This is a genomic window from Streptomyces sp. R28 (genome assembly GCF_041052385.1).
Lineage (GTDB): Bacteria > Actinomycetota > Actinomycetes > Streptomycetales > Streptomycetaceae > Streptomyces.
In genome coordinates this window covers 587,702-604,276 of record NZ_CP163439.1, presented here as the reverse complement: position 1 = coordinate 604,276, position 16,575 = coordinate 587,702, and the positions used below count along the sequence as shown (strand labels likewise).

At 70.4% G+C, this 16,575-nt stretch carries 4 protein-coding genes; 2 read left to right on the top strand and 2 right to left on the bottom strand.

Annotated elements, in window-relative coordinates:
• Positions 1-241: 241 nt before the first annotated feature.
• The gene (locus tag AB5J49_RS02620) at positions 242-541 is read right to left on the bottom strand and encodes a hypothetical protein (RefSeq protein ID WP_369166839.1); all 300 of its coding nucleotides are present in this window, start codon (positions 539-541) and stop codon (positions 242-244) included.
• Between the two features lie 133 nt (positions 542-674).
• The gene (locus AB5J49_RS02615) at positions 675-2,561 is read right to left on the bottom strand and encodes a hypothetical protein (protein WP_369166838.1); all 1,887 of its coding nucleotides are present in this window, start codon (positions 2,559-2,561) and stop codon (positions 675-677) included.
• Between the two features lie 215 nt (positions 2,562-2,776).
• Here AB5J49_RS02615 and AB5J49_RS02610 point away from each other — a divergent pair, with 215 nt between their 5' ends.
• Positions 2,777-13,867, top strand: a complete 11,091-nt coding sequence (locus tag AB5J49_RS02610) for a hypothetical protein (RefSeq protein WP_369166837.1) — start codon at positions 2,777-2,779, stop codon at positions 13,865-13,867.
• A complete protein-coding gene (locus AB5J49_RS02605) occupies positions 13,864-16,548 on the top strand; it encodes a right-handed parallel beta-helix repeat-containing protein (protein ID WP_369166836.1) in 2,685 nt (894 codons plus the stop codon). The genes AB5J49_RS02610 and AB5J49_RS02605 overlap by 4 nt, the downstream gene beginning before the upstream one ends.
• The last annotated feature ends 27 nt before the right edge of the window (positions 16,549-16,575 follow it).

The following is a 16,575-nucleotide window of genomic DNA, read 5'->3' as shown; positions in this document are numbered from 1 at the left end:
GTCGGGACGCCGCGTGGACGCGGCGAGTAGCTGAGGAGTGTGCACGCGGGTGCCCAGGTGGCCACCGCATCCACGAGCGGAACGATTGGTTCCTGTTTGGCGGTGAGTCTATGAGGGTTGGCGCGACTTGCAAGCGTCTTTTTGGTGAAGGTGAGGTTCTGCGCGGGAGCCCGACCAGAGCCCGACCAGGGCGAACAGGGACTGTGTCCTGTTCGCCCTGGTTCGTCTCACTTGTCGGGTGTCAGGAGGGGATACCGCCGGCGATCGACCCGTCGAAGTCCTCGCTTGCGTGACCGATCTGCTGGAACTGCTTGGCGAACTCGGTGATGTTGTTCACCGCCTGGGTCACCGACGTGTTGAAGTTGGCGTAGGACTCGCGCAGCTTGGGGCTGGTCTGCGCCAGCACCAGACCGTCGCCGAGCAGCGCCTCGACCTCGTGCTGGACGTGCTGCAGCTGGGGGACCAGCGTGCTGCTCACGGCGTTGTTGAGCTTGGCGGCTGTGGCGTCGATCCGATCAGTGTCGACCGTGTTACGGGGCATCGTGGCCTCTTTCTGCTGTGGCGCCTCCGGTCGCGACCGGCCGTGCACCTGGGTGATGGAACTGCCGGGCCCGCGGATGCGGGCCCTTGGGACCCTGCGGGCGCCAGGGGGGGGGTGGGCGCCCGCAGGGAGCTCAGGGGGTGACCTCGTCGGCCTTCCGCTTCTGTTCGGCATCGAGCTCGGGGAAGGCCCAGCCGTTCTCCGTGTACTCGGGGATCCGCCTGGAGTTCTGCAGCTGCATGGGCCCGGCGCTGACCGGGCCGCCCTCCTGGTACCAGACGGTGTTGCGCCAGAACTCGAGGACCTTGCCGTCGGCGTCGGTGACGTACCGCATTTCGTTGGGTCCGTCGGTGGTCGTGAGGACCTTGGTCACCGAGCCGTCGGAGGTCTTGTAGGCCGTCACAGTGGTGTGTTTCCCGGTGTCGTCCGGCGGGAAGGTCTTCGTGGTCTCGGTGGCGGGCGTGCCGTCCCTCAGCTGCCCGGTCTTGTCGATGATCGAGTGGTCCACCCTCAGGTGGTCGGGGAGGTGGCCCAGCGTGGCGTTCTCCTCGTCGATCGAATTCGTGAGTTCCCAGTCGTCGCTGCCCGGCTTCTTCTGCCAGACCGCAAGGATCTCGTCGTCCTCGTTCACGACGTAGCGGCGCGTGGTGGGCTCGGTGTCCACCAGGGTGAAGGACTCGTTGTCCACGACCACCTTGGTGACGGATCCGTCGGCATGGTGGGCCACCGTCCGGTAGTCGCCGTCATCCATCTGGGTCGTGGTCTCCTCGTACCGGAGGCCGTTCTTGTTGGTGATCGTGGTCTTCGTCTCGACCGGGTTGCCGTTCTTGTCGACCTCGATCCGACCGTCGGCGTCCAGCTTGTACTCGATCTTCGTGTGGCCGTTCTCGTCGTCCCGCTCGTAGGTGGTGGGTTCGGCGGGCGGCGGGGTCTCCGCCGGGCCGTCGGGGCCGAGTTCGCGGTTCATGTGCAGCGGGTTGGGTTCGCCGCTCTCCGGGGTCCAGGCGGGCTTCTTCGCCAGCTCCTCCTGCTGCGCGGCGTAGCTCTTCTGCATGTCCTCGGCCCGCTGCCGCAGCGGTTCCTCGTCCTTGTCGAGCTGCTTCTGCGCCTCTTCGGAAGCGGCCTGGTCCTTCCACAGGTCGTGCTGCTCTTTGTCCAGCTCGTCCCATTCGGGAGCCAAGGCGTCCTGTTCCTTCTGCAGGGCGTCCCGCTCCCGGTCCAGGTCGCTCTGGTCCTTCGCCTGCTCGCCTTCCAGGGTCTTGCGCGCGGCGTCCTGTTCCTGCCAGAGGTCCTGCTGCTTGCGCAGCAACTCCTCCACCTGCTTGAGGGAAGGATTCTGCTCCTTGGCGAGCGCCGCCTGCTCCTTGTCCAGGGCGTCCTGCTTCGCCGTGAAGCCCGCCTCCAGTTCCTCACGCTCGGCCTTCTGCCGCCGCCACAGGTCCTGTTGCCGCTGGGTGAGTTCGTCCTGGCGCTGCCGCAAGGGCTCCTGCCGCTTCTGGAGCTCCTCCTGCCGCTTGTTGAGGCCCTCCTGGCGCTTCGTCTGGGCGTCCTGCTCCTTCTGCAGAGCCGCCCGCTTCTGCTCCAACTCCTGCTTCTGCCGCGCCAGGGCGAGCCGCCCGGGATGGTTCCCCCGCTCCAGGTTCGCGGCCTCGGCCTGTTTGTACAGGGCGTCCTGCCGCTGCTTGTAGGCGGCGTTCTCCGCCTTGATGTTCGCCTGCTGGTAGCTCGCCGCCATCGACGCGGCGTTGGCCGCGGTTGCCGCGTCCGAGTCGTAGAACGCCTTGCCGATCTCGTCAAGGAGGTTGCCGAGGTCGGTCATGACCTGCCAGGCCTCGCGGAAAGACTTCTTCCAGGCGTGGTGGAAGTTCGTCAGTTCCTCGGCCGTGTCCCGGCGGGGCCCGATGTCACCGGCGGCGAAAGTGCCGTCTGTCTGCGAGGAGACATCCAATTCATCGCGGAGATGCCAGACCTGGCGGGCGAGGACGTACATCAAATCGTAGTCGATCGAAATGCGGGCCACGTCTTTCCGCCCTTTCTTCCGGTGTTCGGGTCGAGGAGACACAGGCGTTCGCGATGCCGAACGAGCGGCGTCGTCGTATCCGCCCTGTAGACGCAGAGACGGACCCGAAAGGTTCAAACGAATTTCGCCCGGAACCTTACTGACCAGCAGGTATGTGGTTTCCGTCACTTCATTGAACTGCTGATCCCTTTGAACACGTCACCAGGGAGTCATCCGTGTGCAAAGCGGCCGCCCCTTTCGTCCTGGACACCTTGGAGGAGCCCGTGGCCAGCCCTGGCGACTGGAATCAAGTGGGATACGACGGAAACCCTGTCGCCGGGAATCCTGATGTCATCGACGACATCACCCGGGAGTTCCGCCAGCTTCGGGACCTGGCCGGCGATGTCGACGCCGGGCTCGACGACATGCTGCGCACCGCGTCGGACGGCGGCTTCGAGGGGCAGACGGCGGACGCCCTGCAGAAGTACGTGAAGCAGGCGCTCAAGAAGTTCACGGCGAACGTCCACCGCTCCTTCGACATGGCGGCCTCGGCCACGGCCAGGTACGCGAACGCCCTGCGGGAGGCCCAGGGCCGGGCCGAGAGCGCCGCGGAACGAGGCGGCGCGGTGGTGATCCCCCCGGCGGGTGTCATAGCGGGAGACGCCCCGCAGTCCTGGGCGGAGAAGTTGGGCATCGAGTTGGGCATCCTGGACAGGACCCCCGTGCTGCCCCGGGAACTCATCGACGCGAAGAACGACGTCCGGGCCGAGGTCGACTTCATCAACGGCGAGGCCAAGATCTTGGAGGGCGTCCTGCGGACGGCGTCCGACCTGGTGTACTCGCCCATCACACCGCCGAAGAAGAGCTTCAAGAAGAGGTTCGTCGAGGGGCTCTGGAAGGCGCTGGAGATCGTCACGATCATCGTCGCGATCGCGGCGATCATCGTCGGCGGCCCGCTGGGGCTGCTGGCGTTCGGCCTGAGCGCGGTCCTCTTCGTCAAGGCGGTGGTGGACTACAGCCAGGGCAAGATCGGCGGCGTCGCCCTCGCCCTCGCCTTCGTCGGCATGCTCTTCCCTTCGACCAAGGGCCTCACCACGGTCGCCGGACTGATGCGCATGTTCAAGGCCGGCGCCAGTGTCGGCATGAGGGGCGCCGGCAGGGCCCTCTCCGCGGGTGGCCGCATGATGCTGCGGGGCGGCAGGCTGCTGATGGCGCCCCGGACGCTGGCCGCCCTGACCGGCCAGAGTCTGCTGAGGATGTCCCAGGCCGGCGGCCGCATGTTCGCCACCGGCATGTCCCGGCTGCCCGGCCTCCTCGCCGCCGCGCCCCGGACCTTCGCGAGTGCGATGCGGACGGCCGGCGGCATGGCCAGGGGCGCGGTGCGGTGGGGCCGGTTCGCGATGCGCCGCGACTTCTTCATGGCCACCGCGTTCGTCGGCGGCGGCATGGGCCGACGGCTGGGCGTCTACGCGATCACCAATGTGGGCCGGGCCTTCGACTTCGCGCTGGCGGCGTTCCTGCCGCTGCGCTACGCCGAGCTCGCCCGGTTCGGCTTCCGGGGTGCCTTCCGCAGCGGCATCCTCGAACGCGGCCTGCTCAGGAAGCCCCCCGTCGGTGCCGCCCTCGGCAGGGGCGCGGGCTCCGTCGCCGGTGACCTGGCCGCGACGACCGGCCGAGGGCTCACCCCCGACGCCACGAGGCCGTTCGGGGAATCCGGCAAGCTGGTCGTGCCCGGCACCCCGGCCTGGGACGACGCGGTCGGCGAACTGACCGAGTTCATGCCCCCGCCGACGGCGTTGCCGCGCTCGACGAGCGCCAGTTCCCTGTCCCGCGTTCCCGGGATGCCCTCCGGCCGGTTCTCCAGCACCCTCGACGACCTCGTGGAGCCGGTCGCCGTCAGCGACCTGGACGCTCTCGGCTCCCGCTTCGGCCCCCCGCTGCGCAACGGCGGCATCGATGTGGCGGACCTGGACGCCAGTGGACTGCTGTCCCCGCAGTTCCGCAACGCCCTCAACACCCTGGACGATCTCGACGAGTTGGCCGGGACCAGCACCTGCCCCCGGTCCCTCCTGCTGGAGCAGCCGCAGAGCGCGGCCGGCCGGCTGCGGGACCTGGACGCCTTCGTGGGCCTGGACCGCACCGGGGCCGGCCTGCTGAAGCCCATGGACGAGCTGGCGGAGCTGGCGCCCTTCAGCATCGACGGCAAGTTCGGCGGCCTGACCGCCACCCAGCTCGGCAAGGTCCTCGACGGTGAGATCGACCTCGTGGACATCACCAAGGACGGGGTGATCCTGCGGGTCGGCAAGACCGACCCGGTGAACGTCCAGGTCGGACTGAAGGACGAGGTGACGATCCGGGTCATGGACCCCGACGAGGTGGGCACCGGCCCGCTGGCGGGGAAGTTCACCGGACCGGACTCGCCGACGCGCCTCGGCTTCAAGCTCGACGAGCTGGCCCGGCTGCTCCCGGAAAGCCCCGGCGACATGGGCCGCGCACGGGAGTTGCTGGGGATGGGGCCGCTGAAGACCGACCTCGTCACCAAGCCGGTCACCGCGCAGACCGGGTTCCCCCCGCTCACCCTGCGCGAGATCATCACCGGCGGTGCCGTCGGCAAGACCGGCGCCGACCGTTTCCAGGCCTGGGTCAGGGCGCAGAACGCCGCCGTCGACCTCGACACGGCCGGCCAGAAGCTCTCCCAGGTCGCCGACCTGCCCGAGGTGCCGCCGCTGCACCGCGCCGAGGCCGAACTCGACCTGAGCGCGGCCGAGTTGAAGTTCAACCAGGCCCGGTTCGAGTTCGACCGGCTCGGCACGAACCTGAACACCGTCCGCCAGGACATCACGGTGATGATGGCCCGCCTGGACGGTCCGGCGGCGCACCTGCCCGTCGGTGAACTGCGGCTGCTGGACGACCTGGCGCAGCCCACCGGGCGGTGGATCACCATGGAGCCCGGAGAACAGATCAACTACGTACTCAGAACGGACGCCGGGATCGTCCCGAACGTCAGGGTGGAGATGGTCGACGGCCACTTCACCGTCACCACCCCCGACGGCATCGTCACCAGGTTCGGCCCGGACGGCGCGCCCGCAGGCGTCGACGTCCCGGTGCGCGCAGAGGCGCCGGCGGGCCCGTCGACGGTCCATGGCGCCGATCCGGTGCAGGTGGACGTACCGGCCGTGTCGCAGGTCCACTGGCTGGTGCGGCAGGACATGGACTTCGCGGCGTCGAACCTCAAATCCGGCATGAAGTCGCAGCTGACCGTGGACGGTCTCGTCCCGGCCAGACTCGACGGCACCATCACACCGCTGCAGGCCGTGTCCACGACCAATGCCAAGGCATTCAAGGGGAACAGTCCGTTCACCGCGTTCTCCCCGCCGGGCAGCATCGCCAAGAGTTACGGGGGCGAGGAGATCGGGCTGGATCTGGTCGCCCTGAGCAGAGACATCAACAACGGCGTCGAAGGCGTCAAGGACCTGCGGATCATTTCCAACACCCAGCTGCAGCAGGAAATTCTGACCGAGATCCGGTTCAAGGTGGGAGACGGGCGGCTGAGCGTCCCGACGGCGTTCAGCCATACGACCAGCAACAAGGAAATCCAGAGCTTCCTCATCCAGAACGGCGTCGCCAAGGGAATCGCCACCAAGCTGACCTCGGACGTCAAGGCGCTGCTGCAGGTGCGGCGTGACAATACCTGGCTGGTGCAGGGGGCCATTCCGAAGCAGTATCTGACCGGCCCCTACCCGACCGTCGACTCCCTGAAGTTCGTACCGTCCGCGCCCGACACACCGCTCGGGGTGCCGGGGGGTGTGCTGGAGAACGCGGGCCGGGGTTCCGGGGCCGGACTTCCGCCCGCCGGGAACCTCAAACCGGAGCTCATATCGGACGACTTCTACATGTCCCGGGTCGACATCGAGGAGTTGCGGGGCGTCAAGCTCGTCCGGCAGGACGACTTCCACCACCTCGACGCCGACATCAAGGGCCTGCGCAAGTCGCACTTCGACCCCGACCTCGGCATGGTCCCGGCCAATCCGGAGGGCACGACCACGGCCTTCCAGCATGTGGCGGGCTCCGAGAACGTGGTCCGGAAGAGCAACAGCCCGTTCACGTCCTTCGCCGCCGCCGGCGGTCACAAGGCGTACGGCGACATCGAGTTCAGCCTCGACGCCTACAAGCTGGGGACGGACATCAAGTCCGGGACGCTGCCGAACGTGGGGATCCTGCCGGCCCGCGACCTGCAGAAAATCGTCGGCGACCAGATCGAGTGGACGATGGGGAAGCATCTCGACTTCCACTCCGCGCTCACCGCCGACAGCAGCCGCAAGGACGTCCTGAAGTTCCTCAGGTCCAACGACGTCAATATCGTCGGCCAGGGCGGCAAGGACATGACCGGCAAGCTCGCCTCGGATGTCCGTGTGCTGCTCAACACCACCCGTGATCAGGAATGGCTGATCAAGGGCACCATTCCCAAGAGCTATCTGGAGGGTCCGTACCCCAGGACGGCAGCGTCCTCCGGCACCGGTGACGCGCTGTCGGCCGGCACCATCCGGGGTCTCGACGAGGCCGCCGGCAACATCCGTCTGGCGGACACGGTCAAGGCGGACTTCGACGTGAAACCCGCCCTCGTCGAGTGGCGCACCCCCGCGGGCGCGAACTCCGGCAGCTGGCCCCTGGAACTGCGCATCGGTGAACTGCGGCTGACGGACGAGCTGGGGCGACCGAACGGTCAGTGGATCACGCTGGAGCCCGGGGAGAAGCTCAACTGGGTCGTCAAGACGGACGCGGGGACCGTGGTTCCCGGTACCAGGGTGGACATGGTCGACGGCGGCTACCGAGTCACCACCCCGGACGGCATCACCACCAGGTTCGGCCCGGACGGCAAGCCCGTGCCCGCCGACACTCTGCCGGGGCTGAACCGCTTCGACGCGCCGCAGCCCATGAGCGAGCTGCGCCTGACGGACCTGGGGCAGACCGCCGTCCGCGCGGAGTGGCAGAGCGCACCGCGTCCCGGAGGCGGCGCCACGCTCACCGACGCGCTGGGGGACGTACGCCTGCAGTACACCGCCGACCGCGCCCTGGAGTTCGTCGACATGCGGGTCCCGGGCGGGGACGTGTTCCTGCGCTTCGACGCCGCCCCCGAGATGGGCTCGCTGCCCCGGGTCGTCGGCCCGGACGGATTGCCGCCGGCCGGTACCGGTGTGGTGGTCGACCCGGTCAGAGGCGCGCTCGGCGTGGTCACCGGTGTGAAGGTGGGGACGCCGGACGGGGCCTGGACCGCCCGGTTCGACCTCGACGGCACACTGCTGTCCGAGGAAGTGCGGCTGGCCGGCCACACCGGCGGGGCGCTGACCGACGCACGGCTGATCACGACGGTCACCCGAGGGCCGGGCGGTGACATGGTGCCAACCCTCCGGGTGGCCGCGCCGGGGCTGGGCGACGGCGCCTTCTCCGTCGTACGGCTGCCGGGTGGCGACGCGGCCGGGCGGCTGCCGGGCGCGGGCTTCGAGGTGACCGACCTGGCGAACGGCGACCGGTTCTTCTTCGACCGCGCCGGCCAGTTCGTGGACCTCCCGGCGGACGCCCCGCCGATACGGCTGGACACGGCCGCGACGACCGTGCCGGACACGAACGTCGGCCCGCTGACGGCCCTCGACGACTTCGGCGGGCCGCTGTCCGAGCGGTTCCCGCTGAACTCCATCCCCGAGCACAACATCCTGGACGGTGCCGCGACCGACTTGCCGCGGATCGAGCTGCCCGGTGCCGACGCGCTGACCGTCGCGCGTGCGGCGGACGTCGCGCTGCCCACGGACCTGCCCCTCACCCGCCTGACCCAGTTCCAGGACGTGCCGCTGTCCGGCGTGGGCGACCTGGCCGGGCTGGAGTTCCGGATCGGCGCCGGGACCGCCGCCGACGGTGTGCCCGGTACGTTCCGGCTGGATGTCACGCAGGCCGCCCCGACCGCTCACGGGGCGGGAGCGCAGCCGCGGTTCACGGTGGAGCGCCTGGACAGCGGAGCGTTCCGCGTCACCGACCCGGCCGGCACCACTCGCTGGGAGTTCAGCGCCGGGGGCGAGTTCCTCGCCCGTGAGACGGCGCTCGTCGACAACGGTCTGGGGCTGCCGTCCGGGCTGTGGGTCAGGACCACGGCCACGACCACGACGGACGGCGTGACCTCCAGGATCGTCGGGCTGGTCGGTCCGCGCGGCGTCACCGATTCGTTCCCGTTGTCCGCGATCGACCGATCGCTTCAGGACAGTCTGCCGGGCGGCCTCACCCTGACCGACAGCGTCACGGGCAGCCGTTTCCACTACGACGCCGACGTCAACCTGGCCTTCCGCGACGTCCCGGGCCGCGACGGCTCCGGATTCCTGCGTTTCACCGAGGGCGCACCCGACGTCCCGCCCGTCCGCCTCGACGACCTGGGCGGTTCCTCGGGCCTGGACGACGTCGCCCAGATCTTCGAGCGCACCCTGGACGAGGCGTGGGGCGGCATGCGCCCGCTGTCCGATCCGCCCCTCGGCGCCGATCTGCGCCTGCCCGGCCTGGAAGAATCCACCGCCCTGCGGCTGTCCGACGCCGTGCAACAGCACGGAGACCAGTGGCTCGCCAGGATCGGCCCGGCCGACCTGCCCGACGTCGACCACCGGGCGGTCTGGCGCATCCTGGACGAGCACTGGACGGGGCTCCTGGAACGGACGCCCGGGATCCGGCTGTCCGGCGCGGACGACCTCGCGGACCTCGAGATACGGGTGCTGCGCGTACCGTCCACCGACACAGAACCGGGCTCGTTCCGCCTCGAACTCCTCGACCGCGCCCCGGCGGCGGACGGAACGGTCCGCGGCGCGGACTTCACGGTCGAACAGCTCCCGGGCGGCAGGTTCGCCCTTACCGACCCGACCGGGAACAGGACGTGGACCCTCGCCCAGGACGGCTCCTTCCTGGGCCGCGAGACCCTGCTCACCGGGGAGGGACTCCCCTCCGGCCTGCGAATCTCGGCGACCCTCAACGAGGACCGGGTCGTGCTGGTCGATCTGCTCGGTCCTGACAGTTCCGTCAGGTCGCTGCGGGTCACCGCCACGGAGGGCGCGCTCGCCGGGCGGTTGCCCGGTGGCTTCACCCTCACCGACACGATCACCGGCAGCCGCTTCCACTTCGACCGGAGCGGGGCCCTCGTCTTCCGCGACCTGCCGGCCCGTGACGGCTCGGGCTTCCTGCGGTTCACGGAAGGCGCACGTAACGCGCAGCCGACCCGGCTGGTCGACCCGCTGGCCGAGCGTTTCCCGCTCAGCTCCATCCCGGAGGAAGACCTCCTGGACGAGGGGCTCACCGACGTCTCGGAACTCTTCGCGCGCACCCTCGACGAGGCGTCGGGCATCCGGGTCCTGCCCGGGGACGCGGCAGCGGTGGACATGTCGTCCATCTCCGGAGCCATGGAGTTCCTGCGTGTCGCACCCGACTCCCACGCCCTGCAGAACCTGGACCTGCTGCGGGTGCGGCAGCTCGCGGGCGACGCCACCGAATCGCTGAACAGGTTCCCCGGGCTGAGGCCCGAACTCCTCCACGACCAGCTCCGCCACATGACCGCGCAGGCCCACGAGGGGATCCGGCAGGGCGCCGCCACCGTCATGCGGGAGTACCAGGGACTGCCGCTGGCCACGCGCCTGGACGACCTGCGGAGCGGCGGCAGCCGCGCCTTCGGCGACTTCACCGTCACGCCGACCCCGCGCGGCGGCCCGGGCGGCAGCCGCTTCACCGTCACGCACACACCGACGGACCTGACCACGGGCTTCGGCCCGAATCGCGAGCTGCTCCACCAGGAGGTGTTCCTCAGGGGCGGCCCCGCCGAGCTCGACGGGACCAAGCTCGGGCTCACCGGCCGCACGGCCCAGGGCGGTTGGTCCCCGGACTCCTTCCAGTTCGTGGGCACACATGTGGCCGACGACGCGTTCACCGTCACGCGTCTCGACCCGAGCCTCCCGACCGACGTGCGCGGCGGCTTCACCCTCACCGACGCCGCCGGCACGACGAAGTGGCACTACGGCCCCGAGGGCACGCTTGCCTTGAGGGACGTCCAACTCGTCGGCGACCGGGGCGTGTTCCGCTTCGAGGCGGGTGCTCCGGACGGGGTGCCCCAGGTCCTCGACAGGGCGGGCAACCCCGCCATGGCCCTGCGCGCGGAGCGGCTCGACGACGGGCGGATCGCACTGATCCACACCGGGCCGGGCACCCAACCCCTGGAGCGGACCGTCTTCGACGCGAGCGGCGGCAAGCTCCTGGAGGAGACCCTCGCCATCCGCGGCAAGGGCGGCAAGCCCACCGGCTCGTACTGGACCGTCGACCACGTGACCGGCAAGGGCGTCCGCGTCAACGGCGACAACACCCCGTTCACCAGCCGCTTCGACACCGCCACGCTGGAGACGTCCCCCACCGGACAGTTCAAGCTGACCGGCAAGGAGCCCGGCAAGATCACCCTGTTCGAGCGCGAGGTCCTCAAGAACGGCAACACCCTGCACATCGCCCGGGACCGCTTCGGCCACGCCCGCTGGACCGAGTTCGACGACGCGGGCACCCGGGTCCGGTCCGGAGAGCGCATCGGGGACCCGGACCAGCGGACGTACCACGACGTGCCGGACGGTTCCTGGCGCCTGCTCAACACCGCCGACGTGCGCACGTACCACAAGGCCCTCGACGGCGGCCTCGTGCGCGCCGAGAAGGGCGCCGACGGCCACTGGACCTGGCAGCGCTTCGACAAGGAAGGCGTGGAGGCGCTGTCCGGCACCCGGCACTGGAGCGCGAACCACGTCGCCTTCAAGGACACCTTCCTCGACCCCGCCACGGGCCTGGAGACGGTGGCCCAACGGCGTGGCCAGACCTGGCCCTTCGACGGACTGCATGGCTCCCGGATGTACCAGGAGCACTCCCTGCTGCCCGGCCACGCCCCGGCCGGAACACGGGTCGACCCCGCCAGGTATGTCGGTCAGGGCGCGCCGAACGCGCAGATCGAGAGTCTGGAGACGCTGGCGGACGGCGGCAGCCTGCTCGTCAAGCGGTTCGCCGACCAGCGTCCGCCCGCCTTCATGTGGAAGGGCGCGGCGGGCCGCAACCCGTTCGACGGCTTCTTCCGCGACCTGTTCGCGGGCGACTCCCTGAACCGCGTGAGCCACTGGACCCAGACCGCCCCCGACGGCACCACGGTGACCGGTGTCCGGCTCAACCCGACGGGCTCCAACTGGGTCGACGTCGACCAGTTCGGCCGCGTCGTCCGGGAGAGCCGCAAGCTCGACGACGGCAGCGTCATCGAGATCGGGCGCAGCGCCGACGACGCCACGCGCTGGGCGCAGCTTCCCGAGTACCGCAAGGGCGCCCCGTACGAGCTGCACTGGCGGAACACCACGACCGGCGAGACCGGCACGCGGCACGCCGACGGCCTCGGACAGTGGCGGGACGTCTTCACCGACAGCGAGGGCGCCCAACGCGTCCGGCTGCGCAGCGAGGGCGCCGGAACACGCGAGTACCTCTTCGACGCGCCGACCCTGCAAGACCTCGCCCACAACGAACGCGCGGGCATCTGGGTCGAGAAGAACTCGCTGCACCACGTCACCGGCCGGCGCGACCGGGTGGGCGACGTGTTCGTCGAGTCGTCCGGCAGTCCCTACCGCACCAGCTGGACATGGAAGACGTACGACTCCGCCAACCCGGCCACCGTGCTCGACGAGGGCATCCGCAAGCAGAACCGCGGCTCGCTGTACTCACGGACGTGGGACGACTCCTTCGTCGACCTCGACCGGCTCGGCAACGTGGTGCGCGAGCGCAACGCCACCGACACCGCTGCCTCGTGGGTCGACGCGGTGAGGCAGTCCGACGGCACCTACCAGTGGACGAAGACCGCCGCCGACGGCACGGTCCACTCCGAGGGCGTCCGGGTGTACGACGATGTCGCCAAGGGCCGCTGGCGGGACCTCATCGACGACCAGGTGGTCCGGAGCAGGGACGGTGGCCGGGTTCGCGAGTACGCGTACGAGATCGTCACCCCGCAGCCGCCCGCGGCACCCGCGGCCGAACTCACCCGCGGGACGACGCTGCGCGATCTGCTCGACCAGTCCGCGCGCCACTTCGAGGTGCCCGGCACGGTCCGCGTGGACCGGGAGGCCTGGAAGGAGTACGACCTCGGCAAGGTCTTCCGCGAGCGCGTCAAGGTGGACGGCGATCCCGTCCGCTACCGCGAGGTCGACAAGCAGTGGGGCCAGTGGCGGGAGTACCAGAACGGCCATCTGGTCGAGCAGCGCGTCTTCGACGGGCGGGTCTACAAGACCGACCCGTTCGGCCGGCTGAGCATGTCGGGCCCGGCCGTGATCCCCCACTACCTCGCCGGGGTCCTGCCCAGGGTCGGCGGCGACGTCGGCCTGCCCGGCGACCGCGCCTGGCAGCTCATCGGCCGGGAGTTCGACTATCGCGGCGCCGACATCGAGGCCATGGGCTATCTGCGAGAGGTCCAGGACCCGTGGCACGGCCTGTTCCAGGGGGTCAGGAACGGCGAGTCCGTCGAGATGCCCATGTGGCAGCGCGAGCTCCGCAACTTCCTGACCTCGTTCAGCACCGGCTTCGTCACCGACTTCACCGCGAGCCTGCTGATCACCGAGCTCACCAACAACGGCAATCTCAAGGTGGAGGACGTCTACAAGGCGCTGCTCTCCGGAACGGTCGGCGGTGCCTTCGGCGGTGGGCTCAACGTGGCTTACAACCACACCCGGCTCGGGTACCTCAAGACCAGCATGGGCGCGCGCGACTGGGGCGCGCACCCCAAGCAGTCGATGACCGGCAACACGGACGACTGGGTCACCGACTGGGCCGCCTTCGAGAAGCCCACCCGCTGGCGCAGCGCCACCTACGCCAACACCGCGGGCCTCGCGACCGGCGCGCTCAGCGGCTTCGTCAGCGGCGCCATCAGCGCGGCGGTGTTCGGGGTCAACGGCAACCAGGTCCAGGGCCTGGACGCGCTGCGGGCCGGCGCGTGGAGTGCCGCGGGTTCAGTGTTCGGTGGGGTGAGCACCGGTCTGGCGCGGAACGCCTGGCACCTGACCACCGGCGCCCGGGTCTTCCACAAGGGCGGCCTCGGCGACCTGGGCATGAGCTGGGCCGAGTCCGTGCTGTCCAAGTACATCGCGTACCACATCGCCCTGGCAGACAGCCTGAACGGGAACAACCTGCCGTCCCCCGGCCGGGCGTTCCCGAAGCCGGCCGCCACGCCCGCGCCGCCCCCGCCCCCGCGGGACCCGCAGCCTCTGGCCGATCAACCCGACGCACACTTCGAGGGATTGGAGCTCCCGTGACCGCCACCGCCATCCCTGCCGTGCACCGGGTCGCCCCCAAGGGCCGCGGCACCCACCGCAGCATCACCGCCGCCCTGCGCGCTGCGGCCGACGGCGACGAGATCCGCATCGCCCCCGGCGACTACGTCGAGGTGCTGGTCGTGGACCGCGCGGTCAGCCTGCTGCCGGAGGAAGGGCCGGACCTCGCCGTACGCCTGCTGGCGGCGGACCCCGGCCGACCGGTCCTGGAGATCACCGCCCCCGACGTCCGCGTCGACGGCATCGCGCTGACCGGCCAGGACCCGGCGCTGCCCGCCGTCCTGGTGGCCGCCGGCGGCCTGGAACTGGACGGCTGTGAGGTCTCCGGCGGCAGGGTCGAGGCGGGCGGCGACGCCTCGCTGACCCTGCGCGCCTGCCGGGTCTCCGGTGCCGCCCTGGCCGGGGTGCACGCGAACACCACCGGTCCGACCGAGCTGATCGACACGGTGGTCGAGGACATCGACGGCACGGGCGTCGTCCTCGGCTCCGCCACGGCCGCGGAGGCCACCGGGCTGACGATCCACCAGGTCACGGGCTCCGGAGTCCGCGTACGGGGACGGGCCGGGGCCGTGCTCCGCGACTGCCGTATCACCGCCGCGGGCCGCAGCGGACTGCTGGTGGAGGACGACGCGACGGTGACCGCGCTGGACTGCCATGTGGAGGAGACGGGCGGGGAAGGCGTCCGGGTCCTGGGGAGCTCCCCGCGTTCCGGGGAGGCTCTGGAACGACCGGAGGGCGCAGAGGGCGGAGTGGTGCTCGCCGACTGCCGGATACTGGGCACCGGCGCGGACGCAGTGGCCGTCTCGGGCGCCGGGGACGTGCTCCTGTTGAACTGCCGCCTACGGGACGGCTCCGGCCCCGGGGTGAGCGCCGACGACGACAGCAGGGCCGCACTGGTCGACTGCCAGGTGGACCGGCCGCACGGCTCCTGCCTGGTGGCCCGGGGCAACGCACGGCTGTCCGCGGAGGGCACCTCGATGCACGGCAGCCGGGCCAACGGCCTTCTGGCGGGCGGCCGTTCGCAGGTGAGCCTGGCGTCCAGCGAGGTGACGGACTGCGGCTTCAGCGCCGTACACGCCTGCGACGACTCCCGGCTGTCGCTCACCGGGTGCCGTATCGGCTCCACCCCCGAACACGGCGTCCGGGCCACCGACCGGGCCGAGCTCACCGTCGAGGGCGTCCGCATCAGCGACTGCGGACTGTCGGGCCTGCAGATCGACTCGGCGGGGGCCGCCCGGGTGCGCGGACTGTCCGTGCTGCGCGGCCGCACCGGGATCAACGCCGAGTCCACCGGCACGGTCGTCCTTCAGGAGTGCGACGTCACCAAGGCCGAACGCGCCGGCATCACCTGCGGAACCGGCACCTCGGCCGTACTCCGGGACTGCCGGATCAGCGGCACCGGCACCGCGGGCCTGGTGATCGGGGAGCGCGCGACCCCCAGCATCGAGGACTGCACGGTGCGCGACGCGACCGGCTCCGGACTGGTTCTCGGCCCCTCCGCCGAACCGCGCGTCAAGGCCCTCACCGTGACCCGCACCGGCAAGAACAGCATGTTCGTCGGCGAGAAGGCGCGCGGCACCTTCGAGGAGTGCGTCTTCGCCGGCGCCGGAAACGACGGCGAGGCGTTCCCGGCCGTCCACATGGCGGCCGGCAGCGCCCCGGTGCTGCGGGGCTGTGTGGTGCGGGACGCCGAGGAGGACGTGGCCGCGGAGAAGGGAGCCCGTCCGGTGTTCGACGACTGCGTCTCACGCAACGTGACCCACCCCGCCCTGCCCACCGGTCGCGCCGATGAGCTCGCGTCCGCCGAGGGCGGCGGCACGGCCGCGGCGACCGGGGCGCGGGAGACCGAAGCCCCCTCCGAGGACACCCTGGAGGACCTGCTCGCCGAACTCGACGGACTGGCAGGCCTGGACAGGGTCAAGAACGACGTCTCCTCCCTGGTGAAGCTGATGCAGACCGTGCGCCGCCGCGAGGACATGGGCCTCGCCGCACCCCCGCTCAGCCGCCACCTGGTCTTCACCGGCAACCCGGGTACCGGCAAGACCACCATCGCCCGCCTCTACGGCCGTATCCTCGCCGCCGTCGGCCTCCTCGACCGCGGCCATCTGGTCGAGGCCGACCGCTCCGCCCTGGTCGGCGAGTACGTCGGCCACACCGGCCCGAAGACCACGCGCGTCTTCGAACAGGCCAGGGGCGGCGTCCTCTTCATCGACGAGGCATACACCCTCACCCAGTACGCCGGCACCAACGACTTCGGGCAGGAGGCCATCGCCACCCTGCTGAAGCTGATGGAGGACTACCGCGACGACGTGGTGGTGATCGTCGCCGGATACCCACGGGAGATGGAGGTCTTCGTGCGCTCCAACCCCGGTCTGGCCTCCCGCTTCAACCGCACGCTGCTGTTCGAGGACTACGGCTCCGCCGAACTGGTCAGCATCGTGGACCACCAGGCGGCGCAGCACCAGTACGAGCTCACGGCACCCGCCCGCGAGGCCCTGACCGCCCACTTCGACACGCTGCCCAGGGAGCGCGGATTCGGCAACGGCCGCGCGGCCCGCCAGCTGTTCCAGGCCATGACGGAGCGTCAGGCCTACCGCGTCGCCGAGCTGTCCGACATCTCGGAGTCGGATCTGATGACCCTCACGCCGGAAGACCTCCCGTAGGGCGACCCGGCCCCCGGCTTCGTCACA

Coding starts and splice junctions, on each gene's coding strand:
- AB5J49_RS02620 (WP_369166839.1), bottom strand. CDS start 541: ATGCCCCGTAACACGGTCGACACTGATCGGATCGACGCCACAGCCGCC.